Source organism: Nocardia sp. NBC_01730, from assembly GCF_035920445.1.
Taxonomy (GTDB): domain Bacteria; phylum Actinomycetota; class Actinomycetes; order Mycobacteriales; family Mycobacteriaceae; genus Nocardia.
The window spans coordinates 5,315,370-5,336,083 of sequence record NZ_CP109162.1; the positions used below are offsets into that span (position 1 = coordinate 5,315,370).

Below are 20,714 nucleotides of genomic sequence, written 5' to 3' on the forward strand. Positions count from 1 at the left end.
TTGCCGGACTCAGAGACCCGGACCGCACCGAGTGAGAGCTATCACAGAGGTCCGTCCACCCGATCACAAACTCTCGGCGAACTCGCTCACCTCGGCGACGAACCGCGACCGGTCTTCGATGAACAGCCCATGCTGCGCGTCTTCCCAGAACGACGTGCGCGCGTCCGGGACCGCCTCGGAGATGTAGCGGCCGTTCTCGATCGGGACAACCGGGTCCGCGGTGCCGTGCAGGACCAGCACCGGGATATCCAAGGTGCGGAGCGTTTCGGTGTTGTCGACCGTCCGATAGAACAGTGCCTTGCGCACCGCGGGCGGCGTGGCAAGGCTGGCGCCGAACAGTCGCTGCGCGTCGACGCCCTTGTCCGCGGCCGGCCCGGTGTTCGCATTGCCGAACGTCCCGAACGCGCGCACTGCGCGGCCGGCGCTCTCCTCGAAGACGCCGGGAATCGCCTGCTGCATGGCGCTGCCGGTCGCCGCGCCGGGCACATCGCGACCGATATTCGCCATCGAGCCGGAGTAGACGACGCCCGCGACGGCCCCGGTTCCATAGGCGGTCAGGTAGTCCGACAGCACGATGCCGCCATAGGACCAGCCGAGCAACACCGCTCCCGACTCGATGCCCTCGGCCGCCAGCACCGCGGCGACGTCGCCGGCCCAGTTCTTCGGATCGTCATATCCCGCAGCGGGCACGTCGGAGTAGCCGTGGCCGCGCAGATCGACGGCAATCACCCGGAACCGCGCGGCGAGGTCGTCGGCGGCGGAGCCCCAGCAGCGCAGATTCGCCGACCAGCCGTGCAACAGCACCAGCGGCCGGGCGTCGGCCAGGCCGCTCACCCGGTAGACGATGTTCGTTCCGTCCGCACTGAGCGCGTCCCGAATAGCCATGGCACTGAGGCTAGCGGTGATCCCGGCGACAGCGTCGGGCCCGGCAAACACCCGGCACCTAGGATCGGGGCTATGAGTACTCGCACCGCCGTCGTCACCGGGGCCAGCTCGGGTATCGGCGAGGCCACTGCCCGAGAGCTGGCCGAACAGGGCTACCACGTCTATGTCGGCGCGCGCAGGCTCGACCGCCTGCAGCGCCTCGCCGACGAAATCGGTGGCACCGCACTGGAACTCGATGTCACCTCGGACGAGTCGGTGCGGGCGTTCACCGAGGCGGTCGAGCGCGCCGACGTGCTGGTCAACAATGCGGGCGGCGCCAAGGGCCTCGCCACGGTCGCCGAGGCCGACCTGGACGACTGGCGCTGGATGTGGGAGACCAACGTGCTCGGCACGCTGCGCGTCACGAAAGCCCTGCTGCCCAAGCTGATCGCCTCCGGTGATGGGCTGATCGTCACCGTCACGTCGGTGGCCGCGTTCACCGCTTACGACAACGGCTCCGGCTACACTTCGGCGAAGCACGCCCAAGCCGTGCTGCACCGCACGCTGCGCGGCGAGCTGCTCGGCCGGCCGGTGCGTCTCACCGAAATCGCCCCCGGCGCAGTGGAAACCGAGTTCTCGCTGGTCCGCTTCGGTGGTGATGGCGAGCGCGCGGCGAAGGTGTACGAAGGTATCGACCCGCTGGTCGCGCAGGACATCGCGGAGGTCATCGGGTTCGTCGCGTCGCGGCCTCCGCACGTCAATCTGGACCAGATCATCATCAAGCCGCGCGACCAAGCGGACGCGGGCCGATTCGCTCGCCGCGACTAGCCAGGAGTTATGGCCAAAAGGAATTACCACGTTGCGGTGCGGCATCCGGCCTCCAGTTGCCGAGGCTTCGCTGAGCGGCCCCAACCATTAGCATCCGATGGACAGGCGAAGTACATCGGATGGGAGTTGTTCGGCTTATGCTCAAGGGGTTCAAAGAGTTCCTGATGCGCGGGAACGTCATCGATCTCGCGGTCGCTGTCGTTATGGGCACCGCGTTCACCGCAATCGTCACCTCGGTGACGAAAGGGATCGTCAATCCCCTGCTCGCGGTGTTCGGCAGCACGAACGAACTCGGCTTGGGCGTTCAGCTGATCTCCGACAAACCGGCCACTTTCATCGCCATCGGCCCGATCATCACGGCAGCCATCGACTTCGTCATGGTCGCCGCCGTGCTGTATTTCGTGCTGATCCTGCCGATGAAGACGATCAAGAACCGCTTCGGCACCACCAAGGCGGCCGAGCCGACCGAGACCGAGCTGCTGATCGAGATCCGCGACCTGCTCGCCGAGCGCCACGAAGCAGTGCGCGCCGAGCAGGCAGCGGACCGCAGGATCGAAGCGCAGGACTCGAAAGTCCACTAGCACGTCAGCCGGATTCACCGCCGCGCGGTGGCCGGTCGACGCCCCAGCACCCGCGCCAGGTCGGACCGTCAGCGACCGCCCGCGGGCTGGGGCGGCACCGGAGTCGCCGACACGACGGCCGACGGCTGGCCCTGCAGGGCCGACATGCTCTTCCAGGTGTTCCAGTCAATGGTCCAGTCGTAGAGGTCGCCGTCGGCGGCCGAAAGCGGGATCGAGGTGCCGGTCACCTCGACCGGGTCACCGTAGAGTGCCGTCGGGAAAAAGGCCTGGGCATCACCGGGCGATAGATTGATACAGCCGTTGGTCACGTTCGCCGAACCCTGCGCCGACAGCGATTCCGGATTGGCGTGAATGAATTCGCCGTTGTTGGAAATACGGACGGCCCAGCGTTCGCGCACGTTGGTGTAAAACGGCGGATTCGACATTATGAAGTCTTCGTATTTCTCGGTGACCACGTGGACGCCGGACCTGGTGACATTACGCGGCTCGTTGCCCTCGCCGTAACTGACCGCGAAATCGAGCACCGTCTGCCCGTCGCGGACCACCTGCATGCGATGACTCGGGGCGTTCGCCTTCACGATCTGGCTGCGCCCGATGCGGAAGTCCGAGGTCAGATCGGAGTACCCGTAATTGCCGTTGCCCAGGTCGAGCCCGTAGAGCTTCGCCGAGACATGCACCGTGGTGCCCGGCACCCAATAGTCCTTCGGACGCCAATGCAGCCGCGAGCCGTTGTCGTCCGGGAACCAGGCCCACGCGCCCTCGGTAGGCGGGTCGGTGGTGATGGTCAGCGCCTTTTCGACGGCGGCCTTGTTCTGCACCGACGTCTTGAACTGCAGGATGATCGGCGCCGCGATGCCGACCTCTTGGTTGTCGCCGATGTTGACGGTCGCGGGAACCGTGTTCTTCGGCGCGAGCGTACGGAACGAGCCGTCGATCGGGATCGGCTTGCCATCGGTCCCGACAGCGGTGCCCGACCAGGTGTAGGTGGCGTCGTAGCCGAGCGGCTCGGTGATCGTGTAGCTGCGCCGGTCCGCCGCGAGCTGGCCACTGACCTGTTTGCCCGCGGCATTGGTCAGCGCGATCTGGTCGATCGTGCCGTCACTGACCGTCACCGAGACCGGCACGGTCGGGTTGACGTTCTCGGTGTCGTCGGCGGGTGCCAATGTCGTCTTGGCGATCGGACCGGCGCCGCGGTCGGACTCGCCGCCGCGGTCGGTCGCGCATCCGGCTACCAAGGCGACAACCACGAGCAGCACAACCGACACCGCGACAACCGGTCGGAGAATCATGGAACGGTTGCTCACTTCTTCGAATCTACGCGTGGCGCACGGCCGGCCCGGTTACCGAAGCATGTGGCGTCGGGCACCCGGGGGCTACAGCGTGACGCCGACCGTGACCGGTTCCGGCTCCAGCCGGATACCGAACCGCTCGGCGACACCGTCGCGCACGGTCCTCGCCAGCGCCACCAGATCAGCGGCACTGGCGCCGCCGCGATTGGTCAGTGCCAGCGTGTGTTTTGTCGACAGCCGAGCGGGTGCCTCGGCACCGGGGAAGCCCTTCGCGAAACCCGCCCGCTCGATCAGCCAGCCCGCGGAGAACTTGACCCCGTTCTGCGCCGGATAAGTCGGCACCGTGATGTCGCCCACATGGGCGGCGATCGCGGCCCGCACCTGCGCCACCCGGTCCGCGGCGACCACCGGGTTGGTGAAGAACGAGCCCGCACTCCAGGTGTCGTGGTCGACGGGGTCGAGCACCATGCCCTTGCCCGCGCGCAGTCCCAGCACCGCGTCCCGCACCTGCGCCGAAGGCATGGACTCGCCGTCGGCGGCGCCGAGGGTGGTGGCGAGTTCGCCGTAACGCAGCGGCACACTCGATCCGTCGGTGCGCAGCGCGAAATCGACCGCGAGCACCACGGCGTCGTCGCGGTGCTTCAGCACGCTGGTGCGGTAGCCGAACCCGAGCTCTTCCGGAGCGACCCAGCGGATCTCGCCGCTGGCCCGGTCCAGTAGGCGCACCCGGCGCAGCAGGTGCGCAACCTCGGCCCCGTAGGCGCCCACATTCTGCACCGGCGTCGCGCCCGCCGAACCGGGGATGCCGGACAGGCACTCCAGCCCGCCGAATCCCGCGGCGACCGTCGCGCGCACCACCTCGTCCCAGTTCGCACCCGCCTCGGCGAGCACACCGTCTGCGCCGATCTCGACCCTGGTCGTCGCCACCCGGACCACCACGCCGTCGAAGCCGTCGTCGCCGATGAGGAGATTGGAGCCACCGGCGAGCAGCAACACGGGGACACCCGCCGCGTCGAGGGCGCGCACCGTCGCGATCAGCGCTTCGGTCGTCACGCATTCGGCAATGGTCGCGGGCCCGCCCACCCGCAGCGTGGTCAGCTCCGCGAGCCGCACCGAGACGCGCAGCCGCGCACCGGTGTCGGCGAGTAGATCCGACAGCACCACCCGTGAAGTTCGCACAGCCAGACGGTAGCGTGTCCGACCATGGCTACACCGCTCGCGTACACGGCCCATTACTCACATTCCCTCGCCGCCGTGCGCGCGGCCTTAACAAGCGACCAGTACTGGAAGGACCGCGTCGCGGAGGTCGGCGGGCCCAACGCCCGGCTGGAGTCGATCACGGTCAGCGGTGACCAGGTGCGCGCCGAGCTGGTGCAGGCCATCGCCGCCGAGCTGCTGCCCGCCGCGATCACAGCGGTGCGCCCAGGCGACCTGATCATTCCGCGCGTCGAGCACTGGACCGGCGACTCGGCCACCTTCGAGGCCCGCGTCGAGGGCGCGCCCGCCGAGGTGCGCGGCACCATCACGCTGGCCGCCGACGGCTCCGGCGCCACCGCAACGACCGACGGCACCATCGAGGTGAAGATCCCGCTGTTCGGCGGAAAGATCGAGAACGCGATCGCCGAGCACCTCACCGAGCTGCTGAAGAACGAGGAAGAGTTCACCGGCAATTGGCTCGCGTCGCACTGATTGCCGCCGATGAACGAGCCTGCCCGGCGGCGGGCTCGTCCGCCGTTGTTTCCCGCGGCCCGGCCGGGTGAAGTCATAAGCGAGCGCAGCGAGCACCCGCGCGTAGCGGTATCCGCTACCACACCCAGTAACGTGTGAGCCCATGGCACGCCGACTGGACTATTCAGCCCGCTACCCGCTGCACACCACAAAAGAGCTGTACGCGGCGCTGTCGAACCGCGACTACTGGGGCGCGCGGATGATAGAGATGCGGAAATACTCGCCCGGCAACGAGGTCGCCAGGCTGGAGGCCGGCGACGGCGGCATCGAACTCGAACTGCATCACATCCTGCCCCGCGACATGCTGCCGGAGATCGCGCAGACGGTCATGCGCAAGGACATGGTGATCACCCGCAAGGAGACCTACGGTCCCTACGGACCGGACGAGATCACCGGCAAGTACTCGGCGTCCATTCCAGCAGGGCCGGGCAGCCTCACCGGCACGATCCGTCTTTTCCCCACCGAAACCGGCTGCACCATGCGTTTCTCCTCGGAGGCGAAGGTGTTCATCCCGATGGTCGGCCCGCGTTTGGAGCAGCTGATCCTGGTCAACCTGGTCGACCTGTTCCGCGCCGAGGCCGAGTTCACCGTTCAGTGGCTGGAAGAACGCCACCCCACCAGCTGACCAAACCGGTCGGCACCATCACCCGCGGCACTACCGGCGTCAACCGGCTGCGCCGCAGCGACCGCTGGCTGATCCACGACGAGCTGGTCGCCACCCGGCTTCGCGACACCGCAGATCCGCTGGTGGTCGACCTCGGTTACGGTGCGAGCCCGTGGACCACGTTCGAGCTGGCGGCGCGGCTGCAGAGGGTCCGTGCCGACGTGCGGGTGGTCGGACTCGAGATCGACCCGCAGCGGGTGGTGCCCGGCCGTGACGGCGTCGCCTTCGCACGCGGCGGATTCGAATTGGCCGGTCTGCGACCGGTTTTGGTGCGTGCGTTCAACGTGCTGCGGCAGTATCCGGAAGCGGCCGTTCCGGATGCCTGGTCGACTATCCGTTCCGGGCTGGCACCCGACGGCCTGCTGGTCGACGGCACCTGTGACGAACTCGGTCGCCGCTGCGCGTGGGTCCTGCTGGACCGTGCGGGCCCGCGCTCGCTCACGTTGGCCTGGGACCCCTTCACGGTCGATCGGCCCTCCGACATCGCCGAACGTCTTCCGAAGGTGTTGATCCACCGCAACATCCCTGGCGAGCCGGTGCACGCCCTGCTTGCCGCCGCGGACCGCGCGTGGGCTCGGGCCGCGACGCTGGCGCCCTTCGGTCCTCGGGTCCGCTGGCGCGCGGCCGCGGAGCTCCTGCGCGAGGAGGGTTTTCCGGTCCGCCGCTACCGCCGCCGCCTGCGTGACAACGTGCTCTCGGTGCCGTGGTGGGCCGTGGAACCCACCGCCACCAGCTGACCCGACAGACCTTCACGCCACCGCGAGCGCCCGGTACACCCTCGTCGCCGCGCGTGGCGGCAATCGCGTCCCGGCCTCCCGGATCTCCTCGCCGGCACAACGGTGGATGGCGACCGCGTCGGCGACCACCTCGTCCAACGCGGCCTGCGCGATATCGGCTTCCGCCAGGTCGAGCACCGTGCGCACGGGGGTTGTCACCAGGAACGGTCCCGCCGATTCCACGTCGGCGGCGACCAGCGAACGGCGCAGGACCACCAGCCGGGGCGCCACGGGCGGGCGACCCGCTCGTACCGACAAGTGCAAGAACCTCGGGCACAGGCGCCCGAGGCCGTGCAGTTCCGCCGCACTCTGATGGGAGACAGCCGCGGCCCCATCGAACCAGGCCGCCCACATCGCGTATTCGTCGAGCGGGCCCTCGGGCCATCCGGCCAGCCGCAGCAGCCCCACCCCAGCCCTGGTCACCGACCCGTCGCCAAGCCCAGCCCGTACCCGCGCCGCACACCCGGTGCGCAGCACCTGCCTGGTGGTGAAGAAGCCGGCGTGCAGACCCGCCCAGCGCCGCAGAACCCGCCATCCCTGCTCCGCGGATTCGATCGCGCGGGCCGCCGCATCGCCAGCCATGCGCATCAGGCTACGCCCGATGCTTGTGTCATATGTCACATTCGAACCCCTCAATGCGTCCACAGAGGCGGCACAGAAAGGTCGGGAAGAATCGGTGCCATGACGAACTCTCCGTCCAAAATGACGATCAACCGGCGGGCCCTGCTGATCGCGCTGATCGTGGTAGCGACTCTGCTCGCCACGGTGCTGGTCGGCGGCGAGGTATACGCCAGGCACATGGTCTCGCGGTGCATCAGCACACAATTCGAGAAGGAACTGGGGTCGAAGATCGACGTGCGCTTCGGTCCCAAGCCGATGCTGATCACATGGATCGACGGCAAGGTGCCCTCGGTGCGGGTGACCAGCGACGACAGCAAATTCGGCCCTGCCGTCGGGATGGTGGTCCACGCCGTCTTCCGCGACATCGATGTCTCCGACCACGGCGGCGGCGTGATCAACAGTTCCTCCGCCGATGTCACCTGGAGCAACGAGGGCATCCAGGAGACGCTCGGCGGCCTGGTCAGTGGCGTGAGTTCCTCGGCGAGCACGGGCCTGATCAGCCTGAAGGTGCTCGGCGGACTTGCCGAACTCCATGTGAAGCCGCAGATCCAGAACGGGGTGGTGCAAGTGGAGACGATGTCGGCGGAGCTGCTCGGCATGGGTCTGCCCGCCGATCTGGTCCAGGGCATCGTCGACGTGTTCACCCAGAGCCTGCAGAGCTACCCGCTCGGCATGCAACCGACCGAGATAAAGGTCACCGACTCCGGCATCGCCGTCGAGCTCGCGGGCGGGCGCACCGAGCTGCCGTCCGCCGACAACAACACCAACAACGTGCGCTGCTGAACCCTCTCCCGCGAACATATCGCGCGTCCGAGGAGTGCACATGACTGCGGCAGACCGACTTAGGTTTCGCCGCTCAGTGGCGCGGGGCGCCCCTCAGGCGCGTTCGACGGTGATGGTCATGCCTGCCGCACGGAGCCGATCGGTAAGTGCGTCACCCATCGCGGCGGCCGGGGTGAGGATGCCCGCGAGGGCTGGTTGGTTGTCGGTGTCGAATGCCAGGCACAGACCGCTCTCGCCGAGCAGCACCGCGGTGGCCTGGTATCCCGGGTCGCCACTGCCGGAGAAGGTCGCCACGTACTTGGCACCCGAGGTGGTGTGCGCGAACGTCTTCATGCTGAACCAGCCGCTGTTGCGTTCCGCTTCGCTCGGACCGGTGCCCGGCTTGGGCAGCACCCGGTCGAGCAGCTTGCGGCCGGCGGAGGCCCGCGAGAGCAGTGCGCCCGCCGTCATCGTCGCCACAATGCCGCCCGCCATACCCGCCGCCACCAGCGGCGCCATCCGCGACTTCCCCGCGCTCATCACCTCGCGGTAGCGGAAGTTCTTGCCGTATACCCACCCGAGGAGCCCGTTGGTGCGGCGCACGATCTTGGTGTTGTGCGCGGCCATGACGAAGGTGCTCACCCAGCCGTCGAGGCTCGGGTCGATGGCATTCGCCCGCGAGAGCGCCTGATCGGACTGGCGGCCCACATCCGGATCCATCGACTTGTCCGGGCTCAGCGAATACGGGTGCGACAGCACCGAACCCTTGGCCGGGTCGGCGGCGATGGCCTCCATCATGGCCCGACCGGAATCGATGGTGCCGCCGCTGACCCCGCCCTTGAGCGAGGCCACCAGCGTGGTGTCGGTGAGCTCGCCGGTGTTGTCCTCGACGGAGCGGCGGTAGAGCTGGTAGACGCTGAGGTCGGACGGAATCGAGTCGTAACCACAGGAATTCACGATCTTCGCGCCGGTCTCGCCGGCCTGCTCGTGATAGCCGTCGATGGCGTCACGGATGAACAGCGGCTCACCGGTGAGGTCGGCGTAATGAGTCCCGGCCTCGGCGCACGCCGCCACCAGCGGGATCCCGTAGCGCAGGTACGGGCCGACGGTGGTGACGACGACCTTGGTGCGTGCGGCCAGCTCGTCGAGCGCGGTTCGGTCCGTCGAGTCGGCCACCACCAAACCCCAGTCGGCGGCCTTCGGGCCGAGTTCGGTTCGGACCGTGGTGAGCTTGTCCAGCGACCGGCCCGCCAGCGCGATGCGCGCGGATTCCGGCGCGGCGCCGGTGAGGTACTCGGCGGTGAGCGCGCCGACGAAACCGGTCGCGCCGAACAGGACGAGGTCGAATTCCCGAGTGTCTGCCATGGTCTTCCGTTCTGCGGTCATGTCGCCTGGCGGCGGCTACTTGGTGGTCTTCTTTCGCGCCCGCGGCCGTTTCGGCGCGACCGGCGGATGGTCGGCCAGCCAGGCGTGGTGCGCAACGCCGAGCTCGGTGACCGGCGGCTCGTCGTAGAGCCATTCCCTGGAGATGCGATGCCAGTTCGCTGTGCACCCGAGCTGACCGAGCATGCCGAAGGTCAGGAAGTCGGCACGGCGGGAGAACAAATGCTCCGGCGGCAAGTTCTGCTGTTTCATGCCGGCGAACTCGCCGGCCCTCGGGTCGACCGCGAGCAGGAACGCGCCGCTGGCCAGCTCCGGCGTGATCATCAGCTCCTCGTCGATCAGACACCACTCCGAGGCGGCGAGCACATACTCCAGGCACTCCTCGGCGGTGATCTCCTGCGGAGAATCGATCACGCCGCGTTCGATCATCAACCGCCGCAGATCTTCGGCGCGGTCCTCGGCCGCGGCGCGCAGGCAGATCAGCTCGAACCGCACGTGCTCGGGATCCATTCGGTTGAACAACCCGAAATCCAGGAAGCCGACCCGGCCGTCGGCGGCGAGCAGGACGTTGCCCGGGTGCGGATCGCCGCAGAACTCGTTGAACGTGAACAGCGAACCGACGTAGAACCGGTAGATGATCTCGCCGATCCGGTCACGTTCGGCAGCGGGCAGCTGCCGGATCTCCTCGAAGCCCTTGCCCTCCACATACTCGGTGACCAGTACCCGTGTGGTGCTGAGTTCCGTCAGCGAGCGCGGCACCACGATGAACGGATGCCCGGCGTAGAGCTCGGCGATCTGCAGCTGGGTGGCGGCCTCGGCCCGGTAGTCGAGCTCACTCTCCATGTTCAGCCGTAGTTCCTCCAGCACGGCGGGCGTCACCCACGGCATCGCGGACTGCAACACGCGTCGAAACATAGCGAGGTTCTTCAGATCCGCGCGCACCGCGACGTCGATGCCCGGGTACTGCACCTTCACCGCGACCTGTCTGCCGTCGTACAGCCGCGCCCGATACACCTGACCGATCGAGGCGGCAGCGACCGGTTCGGATTCGAACTCGGTGAACACCGCCTCCAGCGGTCTGCCGAAGTCGTCCTCGATCACCTGGCGCATGGCTTCGAATGAGACTGTCGGCGCCGCATTGCGCAGCACGGCCAGCCGCTTCTGGAACCGCTCCCGGTGATCCTCGGGAACCAGATCGAGATCGAGCACCGACATCATCTGCCCGAGCTTCATCGCCACGCCCTTCATGGTGCCCAGCACCATGACCACCTGCTCGGTGGTGCGAAGCATGGATTCCTCGGCCATTTTCGCCCGGACGGCCTCGGACCTGCCCCGCATAGTCAGCCGCGCTCGTTGCGTGCGAAGCACCGAACCAGCTGCGACCGCACCCAGCTTGGTGCCACGAGCAAGGCGAGAGGTCGGTAGTTGCTTCGCCATCGAGGTACCTCCGTTGGTGCCGCGGTCAGAGCGACGGACGCGTCCCCGCGCAGACCGCCATCAAATACTGCTCGGAGCGACGGACGCGCAGGCGGTAGCTTGCGTAGCCACATAGCGTCCCGCGCAGACTGCCATCGGATACCGCGCGGGCCGTGACGCAGCGCACTCGGCGCACCGCTCGGGATTCAGACTAGCCAACGTTTCAGCAAAGTAGAACGCACCTGTGAACTTCAGCAAGCAGTCCAGCTAGCACCTGGGCGAACAGCCCGGAGGCGGGTGAGATCAGGTCCCTGTGGTCGAATCCGGGGTCGGCAGCACGTGCGGCCGCGCATTGAACACCGCGGGCGAGCCGCCCGCGCGTGCCATGCCCTCGATGGCGCTCCATGCCAGCATGGTCAGGTAGTCGATCACGTCCTCGCGAGCCAGCGACTTGTTCGTCGTCCACCAATGCGTCGCCAGCTGGATGCCGCCGACCAGCACGTACGACGCCAGCGCCGCGCCCTCGGTCCCGATGCCGCGTTCCCGCGCGCGATCGGTGATGACCGTGCACACCACCTCGGCGAACAGCTTCTCGAACTCCGCGAGCGAGGACTGATCGGCCGAACCGTTGCCCATGATGAAGCGGTAGACCTCGGGATCCTCGTCGACGGTGCCGACGTACTCGGCCAATGCCGAGCGGACCAGCTGGTACTCGTCGGCTTCCAGGCTGATCGCGCCGTACACCTTCGGCATCAGCGTGGTCTCGATGAACCGCTGCATGGTCGCGTGGACCAGGTCGTTCTTATCGGAGAAGTAGCGGTAGAGCACGGTCTTGGAGACGCCGATCTCGGCGGCGATCTCGTCCATGCCCGCATTGCTGCCGCGGACACGGACCGCGGCCAGCGTGCCGTCTACGAGTTCCTCGCGACGATCGATCTTGTGTTGCCGCCACCGGCGCTTGCGGCCGTCCACCCGGCCGCCGCGCACCGCCGACGGTAGCTCGGCGTGGTCGCCGATGTCGACAAGGTCTTCGGTGGACAGCGCAGGCTCCCTCGTTCGTAACTGGTCCGACCGCTACCAGCTTAGGTCCCGACAACCGGTGATATGCGTGTTTGGAGCCGGATGCGGCAGGAACCACACGTCCGGGTCGGCGATCCGAACTCGCCGCGCGATATTTGCGCGTGAACTCGCCGCCACGCGCGGCGCAGCAGAATGGAAGGCATGCAGAAAGCTCCCGGCGACACTGCGGTTCTGAACACCCCCGCCGCGCCTGCCGCCGCACCCCTCGGCTTCGCCGCCGTGCTCGACGAGGCGGCCAAACGTCGCGACCTGTGGCGGATGAAGGCACTCGCCACCGGCATGCTCGCGCTGGCCACGGCAATCTACCTGTTCTGCCGGTGGACGGAATCGCGTGGCGCGGGCGGTGACTGGGTCGGCTACCTGCGAGCCGCCTCGGAGGCGGGCATGGTCGGCGCGCTGGCGGACTGGTTCGCGGTGACCGCACTGTTCCGGCACCCGCTCGGCCTGCCCATTCCGCACACCGCGATAATCCGGAAGAAGAAAGACCAGCTCGGTGCCAGCCTCGGCACCTTCGTCGGCACGAATTTCCTTGCGCCGGAGGTGGTTTCGGCCAAGGTGAACTCCGCGCGGGTCTCCTGGCGGGTCGGGCGCTGGATGGCCGATCCCGACCACGCCGCCCGGGTGGCGCAGGAGAGCTCCACAATTCTGCGCGCGGTGGTCGGGGTGCTGCGCGACGAGGACGTGGAGCAGGTCATCGACAGCACCATCGTCAAGCGGATCGCCGAGCCGCTGTGGGGTCCGCCGATCGGGCGGGTGCTCGCCGAGCTGCTCGCCGACAACCGCCAGCTGCCGCTGCTGGATATGCTTGCCGAGCGCGCGCACCAGTGGGCGCTCGGCTCGCAGGAGACAATCGACCGGATCGTTTTGCGGGATGCGCCGCAATGGGCACCGAAATTCGTCAACATCCTGCTTTCCGAACGGATCTACCGGGAACTGGTCGAGTTCACCTGGAAGATCCGCGCCAACCCGGAGCATGAGGTTCGCCTCGCGGCGAATCGGTTCCTCGAGGAGTTCGCCGACGACCTGCAACACGACGACGCCATGATCAAGAAGGCGGAGCGGATCAAGGCGCAGATCATGGGCCGCGAGGAAATCACGGGGATGGCCAAGGCCACCTGGCGTGCGGCCAAGCGCCTCATCCTGGAGTCGGCCGACGACCCGAACAGCACGCTGCGCCGCAAGGTCGCCGAGAACGTCCAACAGCTCGGCGAGCGGCTGCGCGACGATGCCGATATGCGCGCGAAGGTGGACGGCTGGATCGACCGCGGCGCTCGCTACTTGGTGGAAAACTATGCGGGTGAAATCAGCACCTTGGTCACCGACACGGTTGCCAGGTGGGATGCCGAGGAAGCAAGCAAGAAGATCGAACTGCAGGTCGGCCGGGATCTGCAATTCATCCGGATCAACGGCACAGTGGTCGGCTCGCTTGCCGGACTGGTGATCTACACGATTTCCCATCTGATGTTCGGCGGCTGACCCTGTAGCGGCCGGACGTTTGCCGATGCAGTGCTAACAGAGTGCTTGCAATAGCTAGCACGCTGTCCTAGAATCGAACCCGTACAACCGCCAGAAGGTGAGTGATGGCAGACCAGCCCGAGGTTTCCGCCGAGTACACCGGCAGTTCGGACGAGCGATCGTCCGGCGCCGGAGAACGAGGGGGTCGCGTGGCCAGCGCGGCGCATGACATCGGAGGCTTCATCAGGGCGCAGCGAGAAGCCGCGCAAGTTTCGCTACGCCAACTCGCCCAGCTGGCGGGGGTGAGCAATCCGTACCTCAGTCAGATCGAGCGCGGATTGCGCAATCCGTCCGCCGAAGTACTCACGCAGATCGCCAAGGCGCTGCGGGTGTCCTCGGAAGTCTTGTACGTACGGGCTGGCTATCTCGAGCAGCGGCCGCACAGTCCGGTCCGGGATGCCCTGCTTGCCGACACGTCGATCAGTGAGCGGCAGAAGCAGGTGCTGCTGGAAATCTACGAATCGTTTCGCCGGGAAAACGGAGGAAACGAGGCAGGGGGGGATGAATGGGACAGCGACGTTCCGCTCACGACAACCGACACTCCGCCACGCCAGGAGAACGAAACACTATGACCGAGAAGAACGCCACCGTAACCAAGCCACTCCTCGCCACCGTCGGCGCGGGTGACGCCCTCTACACCGCGGTCAACGACGTCGTCGCGCAGGTGCGCGAGCGTGCGGCCGCAGGCGAGGTGCAGGCTCGGGTAGAGGAGGCGCGCGAGCGCTTCTCCACCGTGCCCGCCGACGTGCAGGCTCAGTTCGAGTCGCTGCGCGAGCGGCTCGCCGGCCTGCCTTCCGAGCTGCCGGAGGACCTCGCCGAGCTGCGCGAGAAGTTCACCGCCGAGGAACTGCGCGCGCTGGCCGAGAAGTACTACCGCCAGGCGCTCGACATCTACTCCGACCTCGCCGTGCGCGGCGAGGAGACAGTCGAGCGGGTGCGCGCCAGCCACCTGGTGGAGGACCGGATCGGCAAGGTCGAGACCCTTTACGGCGACGCGGTGAGCCGCGCCGAGGACGTGCTCGAGCGCGTGAACGGACTGCTCGGCCGCCCGGGCAGGGCCGCGGCCGACACCGAGGAGGACTCGGTCGTCGAGGCCGAGGTCGTCGAGGTGACCACCGAGTCCACCCCGGGCCCCGCCGCCAACGGCGCGCCGAAGAAGACTCCGGCCAAGAAGGCCCCCGCGGCCAAGAAGGCTCCACCGAAGAAGGCCGCGCCGAAGAACGACTGAATTCCACGCGGATAACCCCGTTCCAACGCCCTCGCACACCCTGATGTGCGGGGGCGTTGCTTCTATCATGAGGGGGTGAACATGGTGCACGGACTGACCGGGATGATCCTGCTGGCGCTGTGGCTGGCCGCGCTCGGTGCGACGATTTTCGCGCTGATCCACGCCGTGCGTCAGCGTCCGGACGCATTTACCGCGGTGGACAAACTGACCAAGCCGATCTGGCTGGCGATTCTGGGGGTGGCCATGCTCGTGCTACTCCTCTCGCCCGCGGGTCTCGGCCTGCTTTCCTTCGCCGCGATCATCGCTACCGGGGTCTACCTGGCCGACGTGCGACCGAGAGTGGACGAGGTTCAGCGGGGTCCGCGCTGGTAAAACGGTAGATCCGGAGAACTCCTCCGGTGCTCGCACTGGCAAGCGGCGCGAATCGGGCTTACTGTATCTAGCAGTAACACAAAGGAGTGTCCGATGCGTGCCATGTTGCCGACCGCGTTGGCGAACCTCCCGGGCCAGCTCCGGGACCTACACGACGCACGCCGTGCCGACCTGCGTTCCCGCACGTACCAGACCGCGGCGCTGAACCCGCCTGCGGTCGCGCACGAAGTGATCCCCATTCGCACCCGAGACGGCGCCCTGCTGCGCGCGCACGCCTACGGTCCGGCGGACCGTACCGTCATCGTGCTGATCCACGGCTGGACCTGCTGCCTCGAATACTGGAATCCGCAGATCAACGCCTTCGCGGGCGAATACCGCGTGATCGCCTACGACCAGCGCGGCCACGGCGAGAGCGAGTACGGCTCCAGCAAGCTGAGCACAGACCTATTGGCCGACGATCTGGCCGCGGTGCTCGATGCCGCGCTCGCGCCCGGACAGCGAGCCGTGCTGGTCGGACACAGCCTCGGCGGCATGACCTTGCAAGCGTGGGCGGCGCGCTACCCCGACCGGGTCGCGAAACAAGCACTCGCGGCGCTCTTGACCAACACCGCGCCGGACCGGCTGATCGTCGAGACCACCGTCGTTCCGCTGCTGAACCGGCCGCTGCGACTGCTGCAGTTGAAGGTGCCGCTGCCGTTTCTGTTCGGCAGATTCGGCCTCGGCGCCCCGATGCTCTTCCCGCCCATCGCGCCGATGCGCTGGCTGTTCGCGCGCCAGATCATGAGCATCGCGGCGAAGGGCGACGAGCTGGAGTTCAGCATGTCCATCGTGCGTTCATGTCGCGTGTGGGTGCGCTCGAAGTTCGGCTTCCTGCTAGCCACATTGGACGTGGGCGAGTCGGCGCGCCTCCTGGTGGTGCCCACTACCGTGCTCGCAGGCGAGTTCGACGACATGACGCCGCCGGTCCACTCCCTGCGGATCGTCGAGATGCTCGAAGAGACCGGCAGTTCCGTGCGCTACGAGGTGCTACCGACCGGCCACCTCAGCAATGTCGAGGCCTATGAACAGTTCAACGAGGAACTCGCGCGGCTGCTCACGGCGGTGCGTAAGCCCACACAGGCCGACATCGCAGGCTGACCGCGACCGGCCCCGAACTTCGGTGTTCGACGTTCAGGAAAAGACGACCGTCCGGCGGCCATGGACCAGTACGCGCCCCTCCAGATGCCAGCGCAGTCCACGGGCCAGCACGACGCGCTCGATATCTCGACCCTGACGGACCATGTCGCGGACCTCGTCGGCGTGATCGATGCGGATGACGTCCTGCTCGATGATCGGGCCCGCATCCAGTTCGGCGGTCACATAGTGGCAGGTCGCACCGATCAGCTTCACACCGCGGGCGAACGCCTGGTGATACGGGCGGGCGCCGACGAACGAGGGAAGGAAGCTGTGGTGGATGTTGATCGCCTTGCCCGCCCAGTGCTCGCACAACTCGGCGGGCAGCACCTGCATGAAGCGGGCGAGCACCACCGCGTGCGGGTCGTGCGCGTCCACCAGCGCGCGCACCTCCTCGAACGCGGGCCCGCGCTCAGCCGGGTCCCTGGGGAACGGCACATGATGGAATTTCACGCCGTGCGCCTCGGCCATTGCCGCCAGATCCGGATGGTTGCCGATCACCGCCTCGATGGCGGCGGGCAGCTCGCCGCTCGCGGCGCGTCCGAGCAGGTCGTGCAGGCAGTGTCCATCCTTGCTGACCAGCAGGACGGCGCGACGCCGCTCGCCGGAGTCGAGCAGCTGCCATTCGGTCTCCGGACCGAGACCGGCAGCCACCCCGGCGAACCGGTCGCGCAGTTCCGCGAGACCGAACGACACCGTCGCGGCCCTGATCGCCTGCCGGGTGAAGAACCAGCCTGTGTCGGGGTCGGAGTGGTAGCCCGCCTCCACGATCGACCCGCCGAACTCGGCGATGAACGAGGTGATCCCCGCGATGATCCCGGGACGGTCCGGGCAGCCCAGGGTCAGCACGTAGCGGCGGTCGTCCTGGACGGGTGGAGCTGAACTCATGGGTTCATCCTCTCTGTCTTTGGCCGCGCGGGCGCGGCGGGTTCGTGGCCCCCTTATGGCGCGAACGGGAAATGCTCGGTCTCGCTGCGCTCGGAAGCCGGGGCCGTTACGGTCACATCAGCAGGCGAGAGGACAGGTGTCAATCGGCCCCGCCTGCGGCACCGCATACCCACCCCCTCATCGCACGAACCCAAAGCGACCGCCACACACCACTACATCGCGGACACATCGGCCACTCGAACACGAGCCCGGCCACGAACGGACAATGCCCGGTCTCGCTGCGCTCGGAAGCCGGAGTGGGGTCGATGTGGAACAGGCGTTTCGTAAGAATCGAGTCTGCGGGGTCGAGTCGGCTGTTCAACACCCCGCGCGAGCGGCGGCAACGGCCTTGATGGCTGTCCTCCGCTGGCTACCTCCGCCGGACTCGGGGCACGAACGGTGCACGCCGTCCAGATGTCCGGCGGATGCCGAAGGTCAGAGCTCGTAAAACGGTTCGGTATAACGGAATTCGCCGACGATCTGCGCGTCGTAGGCGGACAGCGCTCGTACCTGGAAGTGGGTGATCCAAGCGGGCTCGTCAGGGGCGATACCGACCCGGGCCGCGGGGACGAAGCCGAAGCGCGGGTAGAACTCCGGGCTGCCGAGCACGCCGATCAGCGGCTCGTCGAGTGCGTCGGCGGCGCCGAGGGCCGCATGCATGAGCGCCGAACCGACCCCGCTGCGCTGATGATCGGCGAGCACCCCGAGCGGGCCGAGCGCCAACACCGGAAACGGGCCGACCGCTGCCCTGGTCAGGCACAGGTGACCGATCACGCCGTCATGCTCGATCGCCACCATCGAGAGAGTGGGGATCCAGCCCTCGTCGCTGCGCAGACGGGCGATCAGGTCCACCTCGGGCGGGTCCGCGCCGCGGTTGTCGCCGAGCGCGGGCGGCGACTCGCCGACATCGACGCGGTGGGCGTATCGCGGTGCGAACGCGCTGCGGTGCACTGCCGCGATCGCAGTAGCGTCGTCGGCGCGTTCGCGACGGATCAGCACGGTCGTCTCCTCCCGAACGAAGTTGGGCTCATCCGCACACGTTAGTCGCCTCGACCGGGGCGTCACTATCGTCGAATCGCCAACCAGTTACGAGTGTGCGGGAAGCGGCGGAGGCGCGCAATGGAATTCGCCTCGGTATGCCAGACTCTCATCCCATGGCAAGTTCCGCGTCGCTGACCAGGGCCGAAGTCGCCGGCCTGATCGACCACACGCTGCTGGCTCCGGAGGCGTCGATCGCCGATGTCGCCGCGTTGGTCGAGGACGCGCGTGTGCTCGGCGTGTTCGCGATCTGCGTGTCGCCGTCCATGCTTCCGGTGCGCGCGCCGGGTCTGGCGGTCGCGGCGGTCGCCGGATTCCCATCGGGTAAGCATCATTCGCTGGTGAAGGGCGCCGAGGCGCGGCTCGCGGTGGACCAGGGCGCGGACGAGGTCGACATGGTGATCGACATCGGCGCGGCGCGCGCCGGTGACTACACGGCGGTGCTCGCCGATATCGTCACGGTGCGCGAGGCGGTGGGCGATCGGGCGCTGCTCAAGGTGATCATCGAATCCGCGGCACTGCAGGACCAGGTGATCGTCGAGGTGTGCCGGGTCGCCGAGCGCGCAGGAGCTGATTTCGTGAAGACCTCCACGGGATTTCACCCCGCGGGCGGCGCCAGCGCACACGCGGTGCGGTTGATGGCGGAGACAGTCGGCGGGCGGCTCGGCGTCAAGGCCAGCGGCGGCATCCGCACCGCCGAGACGGCGGCCGAAATGATCGCCGCAGGCGCGACCCGGCTTGGATTGTCGAAGTCTCGCGAGATCCTCGACGGCTTTCCAGCCTGAATTCACGCATCGAGTGGCACGCCACGGCGGGGCTGCACGCAGGTCGCCGCAACCATGCACCACTCGTGGGCCATGGTCAGGGAGTGGAGGGCATGGCACCGAGGGCGACCATGCGGTGGAGAATGGCCGGCGACAACGCGAGTTCGAATTCGTTTCCGCCGCTTTCGAAGACGAAAGCCAGGTAGTTGTCCCGAGGTAATGGCGCCAGTCGGACCGTGCAGTGCTCCCCTACGATTACCCAGCCACCGATGGTCAACTGATCGGACATCGCGCTCTCCCACCCTTCGATACTTCCGACAAGTGGACTATGCCACTTGTGATTCGAGGGTGTCAACGGCGGAAATTAGCCTATGACCTGGTGGAATACTCCCGCTGGAGTGCCCAGCGTCCGGGCGGGTGGACCACTTCGTCGAACTCGATCACCACACCATCGACGTCGTGCGCGGTGCGGTGCCGGACCAGCACCGCTGCGGGCCGCGACAGCCCGAGATGACGCCGCTCTTCCGCCGTGGCCAGTCGCGCACCCACACGGTCACACACGAACGCGACGCTCCGACCGACCGCGGATTCCAGATACCGCAGCGTTCCGCCGGGTAGCCGCTTCGCGTCGAGCAGCAGAGCGGCGGACTCGGCGAACCCGCCGGGGAACCACGAGACCACCAGCTCCATCGCACCGAAATCGTCGGCGCTCAGCCGCTTTCGCGTAACCACCGCACTACCCCGCGGCAGGCCGAGCACATCGTTGACCTCGCTCGGCCCTGCGACGACCGCCGCTTCCAGCACGGTCACCGACTGGTCCTCGGCAAAGGACGGTCCGTACCGCGGCGCCCGCTCCCGCACCAGCGCGGGCCGATCGACCACGTAGGTCCCCGACCCACGGTGTGATTCCACGATCCCCTGCTGCCGCAAGGCATTCAGCGCCTTGGCCGCAGTGGGCCGGGCGACCTTCCAGCGCGCGGCGAGCTCGCGCTCGGAGGGGACTTCGGCGCCGGGAGCCAGCTCGCCGCGCTCGATCTGCTCACGGAGATACCCCGAGATCCGGAGATATTTCGGGAGCCCTTCATCGATTTCGGACACCGGTCGCCTTCCGCCGCGGACACCGCCCCTCGGACCACTGGCCAGTGTAACAACGGCACGCCCGCGCACCGAGAGCTCGCACCAGCCCGCCCCGAGCCGGTCCCGCGGGGCACTACCGACCGATAGAGTTGCCGGACCAGTACAGCGCGGTACGGACAGGACCGAACGGAAGGGGGCTTCCAGATGGCGGTACCCGATACCGGGCAGGGGACGGCTCGAAAGCTGTACGCGGCGGCCATCGGCGAAGGCGGCGACGAGCCCTTCGCACTGGACACCGCGGTCGCCGAGAACCTCGCCACGGCATGCGACAAACTAGTCGACGACCTGCACCGGGCCATGTCCGACCGGTATCTCGTCACCGATGTAACCGGCTTCCCGAATCTGCCGACAGGACATGGCCTCACACGCGGATTCGCAGACAAAGGCAGGCAGTACCTGGACACGCTCGCGGCGTTCCAGGAGACGGCGCTGCTGTTCAAAGCCGCGTACCTGGCGGCCGCCAACCGTCTCGCCGAAGCCGAGGCCGCGAACCAGGCGGCCCTGCGATTGATCACCGAGTACCTGGAGCCCAGGTGAGTACGCACTTCCGCGCCGGGATCGACTGAGG

At 67.5% G+C, this 20,714-nt stretch carries 24 protein-coding genes; 13 read left to right on the forward strand and 11 right to left on the reverse strand.

What is annotated here, in order from left to right; all coding sequences use genetic code 11:
• Positions 1 to 63: 63 nt before the first annotated feature.
• Entirely contained in the window at positions 64 to 885 is an 822-nt protein-coding gene (locus tag OHB12_RS21900; protein WP_327110443.1) for an alpha/beta fold hydrolase, read from the reverse strand.
• Between the two features lie 72 nt (positions 886 to 957).
• On the opposite strand from OHB12_RS21900, the gene OHB12_RS21905 reads away from it, so the two are divergent.
• Together OHB12_RS21905 and mscL are read left to right on the forward strand one after the other, a co-directional pair.
• Positions 958 to 1,692 carry an SDR family NAD(P)-dependent oxidoreductase gene (locus tag OHB12_RS21905; RefSeq protein ID WP_327110444.1) on the forward strand — a complete coding sequence of 245 codons (735 nt, stop codon included), beginning with the start codon at positions 958 to 960 and terminating at the stop codon, positions 1,690 to 1,692.
• 137 nt (positions 1,693 to 1,829) lie between these two features.
• Entirely contained in the window at positions 1,830 to 2,273 is a 444-nt protein-coding gene (gene mscL, locus OHB12_RS21910; RefSeq protein ID WP_327110445.1) for a large conductance mechanosensitive channel protein MscL, read from the forward strand.
• Between the two features lie 68 nt (positions 2,274 to 2,341).
• Here mscL and OHB12_RS21915 read toward each other — a convergent pair whose 3' ends face one another.
• Both OHB12_RS21915 and OHB12_RS21920 read right to left on the reverse strand, forming a co-directional pair.
• A complete protein-coding gene (locus OHB12_RS21915; protein ID WP_327121340.1) occupies positions 2,342 to 3,562 on the reverse strand; it encodes a L,D-transpeptidase in 1,221 nt (406 codons plus the stop codon).
• A gap of 84 nt (positions 3,563 to 3,646) precedes the next feature.
• Positions 3,647 to 4,726, reverse strand: coding sequence for a UDP-N-acetylmuramate dehydrogenase (locus OHB12_RS21920; protein ID WP_442800121.1), 1,080 nt, complete (start codon positions 4,724 to 4,726; stop codon positions 3,647 to 3,649).
• A 39-nt stretch (positions 4,727 to 4,765) separates the two neighbouring features.
• Between OHB12_RS21920 and OHB12_RS21925 the strand changes: the two genes are divergently transcribed.
• The 3 genes from OHB12_RS21925 to OHB12_RS21935 all read left to right on the forward strand — a co-directional run bounded on the left by OHB12_RS21925 (position 4,766) and on the right by OHB12_RS21935 (position 6,691).
• On the forward strand, positions 4,766 to 5,251 hold the full coding sequence (locus OHB12_RS21925) for a DUF2505 domain-containing protein (RefSeq protein ID WP_327110447.1): 486 nt from the start codon (positions 4,766 to 4,768) through the stop codon (positions 5,249 to 5,251).
• Between the two features lie 142 nt (positions 5,252 to 5,393).
• Complete coding sequence (locus tag OHB12_RS21930) at positions 5,394 to 5,915, forward strand: DUF2505 domain-containing protein (protein WP_327110448.1); 522 nt, start codon at positions 5,394 to 5,396, stop codon at positions 5,913 to 5,915.
• Positions 5,885 to 6,691, forward strand: a complete 807-nt coding sequence (locus OHB12_RS21935; protein WP_327110449.1) for a class I SAM-dependent methyltransferase — start codon at positions 5,885 to 5,887, stop codon at positions 6,689 to 6,691. The genes OHB12_RS21930 and OHB12_RS21935 overlap by 31 nt, the downstream gene beginning before the upstream one ends.
• A gap of 12 nt (positions 6,692 to 6,703) precedes the next feature.
• Here the strand turns inward: OHB12_RS21935 and OHB12_RS21940 are convergent, their stop codons facing one another.
• Positions 6,704 to 7,312, reverse strand: coding sequence for a hypothetical protein (locus OHB12_RS21940; RefSeq protein WP_327110450.1), 609 nt, complete (start codon positions 7,310 to 7,312; stop codon positions 6,704 to 6,706).
• 99 nt (positions 7,313 to 7,411) lie between these two features.
• Between OHB12_RS21940 and OHB12_RS21945 the strand changes: the two genes are divergently transcribed.
• Positions 7,412 to 8,134 (forward strand): LmeA family phospholipid-binding protein, encoded by a 723-nt coding sequence (locus OHB12_RS21945; protein WP_327110451.1) that lies wholly within the window; start codon positions 7,412 to 7,414, stop codon positions 8,132 to 8,134.
• Between the two features lie 93 nt (positions 8,135 to 8,227).
• Here OHB12_RS21945 and OHB12_RS21950 read toward each other — a convergent pair whose 3' ends face one another.
• The 3 genes from OHB12_RS21950 to OHB12_RS21960 form a co-directional block, all read right to left on the reverse strand.
• Positions 8,228 to 9,478, reverse strand: a complete 1,251-nt coding sequence (locus OHB12_RS21950) for a saccharopine dehydrogenase family protein (RefSeq protein WP_327110452.1) — start codon at positions 9,476 to 9,478, stop codon at positions 8,228 to 8,230.
• Positions 9,479 to 9,514: 36 nt separating this feature from the next.
• Positions 9,515 to 10,933 carry an ABC1 kinase family protein gene (locus OHB12_RS21955; protein WP_327110453.1) on the reverse strand — a complete coding sequence of 473 codons (1,419 nt, stop codon included), beginning with the start codon at positions 10,931 to 10,933 and terminating at the stop codon, positions 9,515 to 9,517.
• A 282-nt stretch (positions 10,934 to 11,215) separates the two neighbouring features.
• On the reverse strand, positions 11,216 to 11,899 hold the full coding sequence (locus OHB12_RS21960) for a TetR/AcrR family transcriptional regulator (RefSeq protein WP_327110454.1): 684 nt from the start codon (positions 11,897 to 11,899) through the stop codon (positions 11,216 to 11,218).
• A gap of 234 nt (positions 11,900 to 12,133) precedes the next feature.
• On the opposite strand from OHB12_RS21960, the gene OHB12_RS21965 reads away from it, so the two are divergent.
• The 5 genes from OHB12_RS21965 (at position 12,134) to OHB12_RS21985 (ending at position 16,244) form a co-directional block, all read left to right on the forward strand.
• Positions 12,134 to 13,468 carry a DUF445 domain-containing protein gene (locus OHB12_RS21965; RefSeq protein ID WP_327110455.1) on the forward strand — a complete coding sequence of 445 codons (1,335 nt, stop codon included), beginning with the start codon at positions 12,134 to 12,136 and terminating at the stop codon, positions 13,466 to 13,468.
• Between the two features lie 104 nt (positions 13,469 to 13,572).
• Entirely contained in the window at positions 13,573 to 14,079 is a 507-nt protein-coding gene (locus OHB12_RS21970) for a helix-turn-helix domain-containing protein (protein WP_327110456.1), read from the forward strand.
• Positions 14,076 to 14,735 carry a heparin-binding hemagglutinin gene (locus OHB12_RS21975; protein WP_327110457.1) on the forward strand — a complete coding sequence of 220 codons (660 nt, stop codon included), beginning with the start codon at positions 14,076 to 14,078 and terminating at the stop codon, positions 14,733 to 14,735. The genes OHB12_RS21970 and OHB12_RS21975 overlap by 4 nt, the downstream gene beginning before the upstream one ends.
• Before the next feature lie 81 nt (positions 14,736 to 14,816).
• Positions 14,817 to 15,107, forward strand: coding sequence for a DUF2516 family protein (locus OHB12_RS21980; RefSeq protein ID WP_327110458.1), 291 nt, complete (start codon positions 14,817 to 14,819; stop codon positions 15,105 to 15,107).
• Between the two features lie 93 nt (positions 15,108 to 15,200).
• A complete protein-coding gene (locus OHB12_RS21985; protein ID WP_327110459.1) occupies positions 15,201 to 16,244 on the forward strand; it encodes an alpha/beta fold hydrolase in 1,044 nt (347 codons plus the stop codon).
• Between the two features lie 33 nt (positions 16,245 to 16,277).
• On the opposite strand, the gene purU is transcribed toward OHB12_RS21985, so the two are convergent.
• Both purU and OHB12_RS21995 read right to left on the reverse strand, forming a co-directional pair.
• On the reverse strand, positions 16,278 to 17,168 hold the full coding sequence (purU, locus tag OHB12_RS21990) for a formyltetrahydrofolate deformylase (protein ID WP_327110460.1): 891 nt from the start codon (positions 17,166 to 17,168) through the stop codon (positions 16,278 to 16,280).
• 474 nt (positions 17,169 to 17,642) lie between these two features.
• Complete coding sequence (locus OHB12_RS21995; protein WP_327110461.1) at positions 17,643 to 18,206, reverse strand: GNAT family N-acetyltransferase; 564 nt, start codon at positions 18,204 to 18,206, stop codon at positions 17,643 to 17,645.
• Between the two features lie 155 nt (positions 18,207 to 18,361).
• Between OHB12_RS21995 and deoC the strand changes: the two genes are divergently transcribed.
• Positions 18,362 to 19,030 carry a deoxyribose-phosphate aldolase gene (deoC, locus tag OHB12_RS22000; protein ID WP_327110462.1) on the forward strand — a complete coding sequence of 223 codons (669 nt, stop codon included), beginning with the start codon at positions 18,362 to 18,364 and terminating at the stop codon, positions 19,028 to 19,030.
• Positions 19,031 to 19,106: 76 nt separating this feature from the next.
• Here the strand turns inward: deoC and OHB12_RS22005 are convergent, their stop codons facing one another.
• Together OHB12_RS22005 and OHB12_RS22010 are read right to left on the reverse strand one after the other, a co-directional pair.
• Positions 19,107 to 19,298, reverse strand: coding sequence for a hypothetical protein (locus tag OHB12_RS22005; RefSeq protein WP_327110463.1), 192 nt, complete (start codon positions 19,296 to 19,298; stop codon positions 19,107 to 19,109).
• 80 nt (positions 19,299 to 19,378) lie between these two features.
• Positions 19,379 to 20,107, reverse strand: coding sequence for a GntR family transcriptional regulator (locus OHB12_RS22010; protein WP_327110464.1), 729 nt, complete (start codon positions 20,105 to 20,107; stop codon positions 19,379 to 19,381).
• Positions 20,108 to 20,290: 183 nt separating this feature from the next.
• Between OHB12_RS22010 and OHB12_RS22015 the strand changes: the two genes are divergently transcribed.
• Positions 20,291 to 20,683: a hypothetical protein gene (locus OHB12_RS22015; protein ID WP_327110465.1), complete on the forward strand. Its 393-nt coding sequence runs from the start codon at positions 20,291 to 20,293 to the stop codon at positions 20,681 to 20,683.
• The last annotated feature ends 31 nt before the right edge of the window (positions 20,684 to 20,714 follow it).

What these genes read in the sequence shown, in the direction of transcription:
- OHB12_RS21900 (WP_327110443.1), bottom strand. Translation starts at nt 885, where the DNA reads ATGGCTATTCGGGACGCGCTCAGTGCGGACGGAACGAACATCGTCTAC.
- OHB12_RS21905 (WP_327110444.1), top strand. Translation starts at nt 958, where the DNA reads ATGAGTACTCGCACCGCCGTCGTCACCGGGGCCAGCTCGGGTATCGGC.
- mscL (WP_327110445.1), top strand. Translation starts at nt 1,830, where the DNA reads ATGCTCAAGGGGTTCAAAGAGTTCCTGATGCGCGGGAACGTCATCGAT.
- OHB12_RS21915 (WP_327121340.1), bottom strand. Translation starts at nt 3,562, where the DNA reads ATGATTCTCCGACCGGTTGTCGCGGTGTCGGTTGTGCTGCTCGTGGTT.
- OHB12_RS21925 (WP_327110447.1), top strand. Translation starts at nt 4,766, where the DNA reads ATGGCTACACCGCTCGCGTACACGGCCCATTACTCACATTCCCTCGCC.
- OHB12_RS21930 (WP_327110448.1), top strand. Translation starts at nt 5,394, where the DNA reads ATGGCACGCCGACTGGACTATTCAGCCCGCTACCCGCTGCACACCACA.
- OHB12_RS21940 (WP_327110450.1), bottom strand. Translation starts at nt 7,312, where the DNA reads ATGGCTGGCGATGCGGCGGCCCGCGCGATCGAATCCGCGGAGCAGGGA.
- OHB12_RS21945 (WP_327110451.1), top strand. Translation starts at nt 7,412, where the DNA reads ATGACGAACTCTCCGTCCAAAATGACGATCAACCGGCGGGCCCTGCTG.
- OHB12_RS21950 (WP_327110452.1), bottom strand. Translation starts at nt 9,478, where the DNA reads ATGGCAGACACTCGGGAATTCGACCTCGTCCTGTTCGGCGCGACCGGT.
- OHB12_RS21955 (WP_327110453.1), bottom strand. Translation starts at nt 10,933, where the DNA reads ATGGCGAAGCAACTACCGACCTCTCGCCTTGCTCGTGGCACCAAGCTG.
- OHB12_RS21965 (WP_327110455.1), top strand. Translation starts at nt 12,134, where the DNA reads ATGCAGAAAGCTCCCGGCGACACTGCGGTTCTGAACACCCCCGCCGCG.
- OHB12_RS21970 (WP_327110456.1), top strand. Translation starts at nt 13,573, where the DNA reads ATGGCAGACCAGCCCGAGGTTTCCGCCGAGTACACCGGCAGTTCGGAC.
- OHB12_RS21975 (WP_327110457.1), top strand. Translation starts at nt 14,076, where the DNA reads ATGACCGAGAAGAACGCCACCGTAACCAAGCCACTCCTCGCCACCGTC.
- OHB12_RS21980 (WP_327110458.1), top strand. Translation starts at nt 14,817, where the DNA reads ATGGTGCACGGACTGACCGGGATGATCCTGCTGGCGCTGTGGCTGGCC.
- OHB12_RS21985 (WP_327110459.1), top strand. Translation starts at nt 15,201, where the DNA reads ATGCGTGCCATGTTGCCGACCGCGTTGGCGAACCTCCCGGGCCAGCTC.
- purU (WP_327110460.1), bottom strand. Translation starts at nt 17,168, where the DNA reads ATGAGTTCAGCTCCACCCGTCCAGGACGACCGCCGCTACGTGCTGACC.
- deoC (WP_327110462.1), top strand. Translation starts at nt 18,362, where the DNA reads ATGGCAAGTTCCGCGTCGCTGACCAGGGCCGAAGTCGCCGGCCTGATC.
- OHB12_RS22005 (WP_327110463.1), bottom strand. Translation starts at nt 19,298, where the DNA reads ATGTCCGATCAGTTGACCATCGGTGGCTGGGTAATCGTAGGGGAGCAC.
- OHB12_RS22015 (WP_327110465.1), top strand. Translation starts at nt 20,291, where the DNA reads ATGGCGGTACCCGATACCGGGCAGGGGACGGCTCGAAAGCTGTACGCG.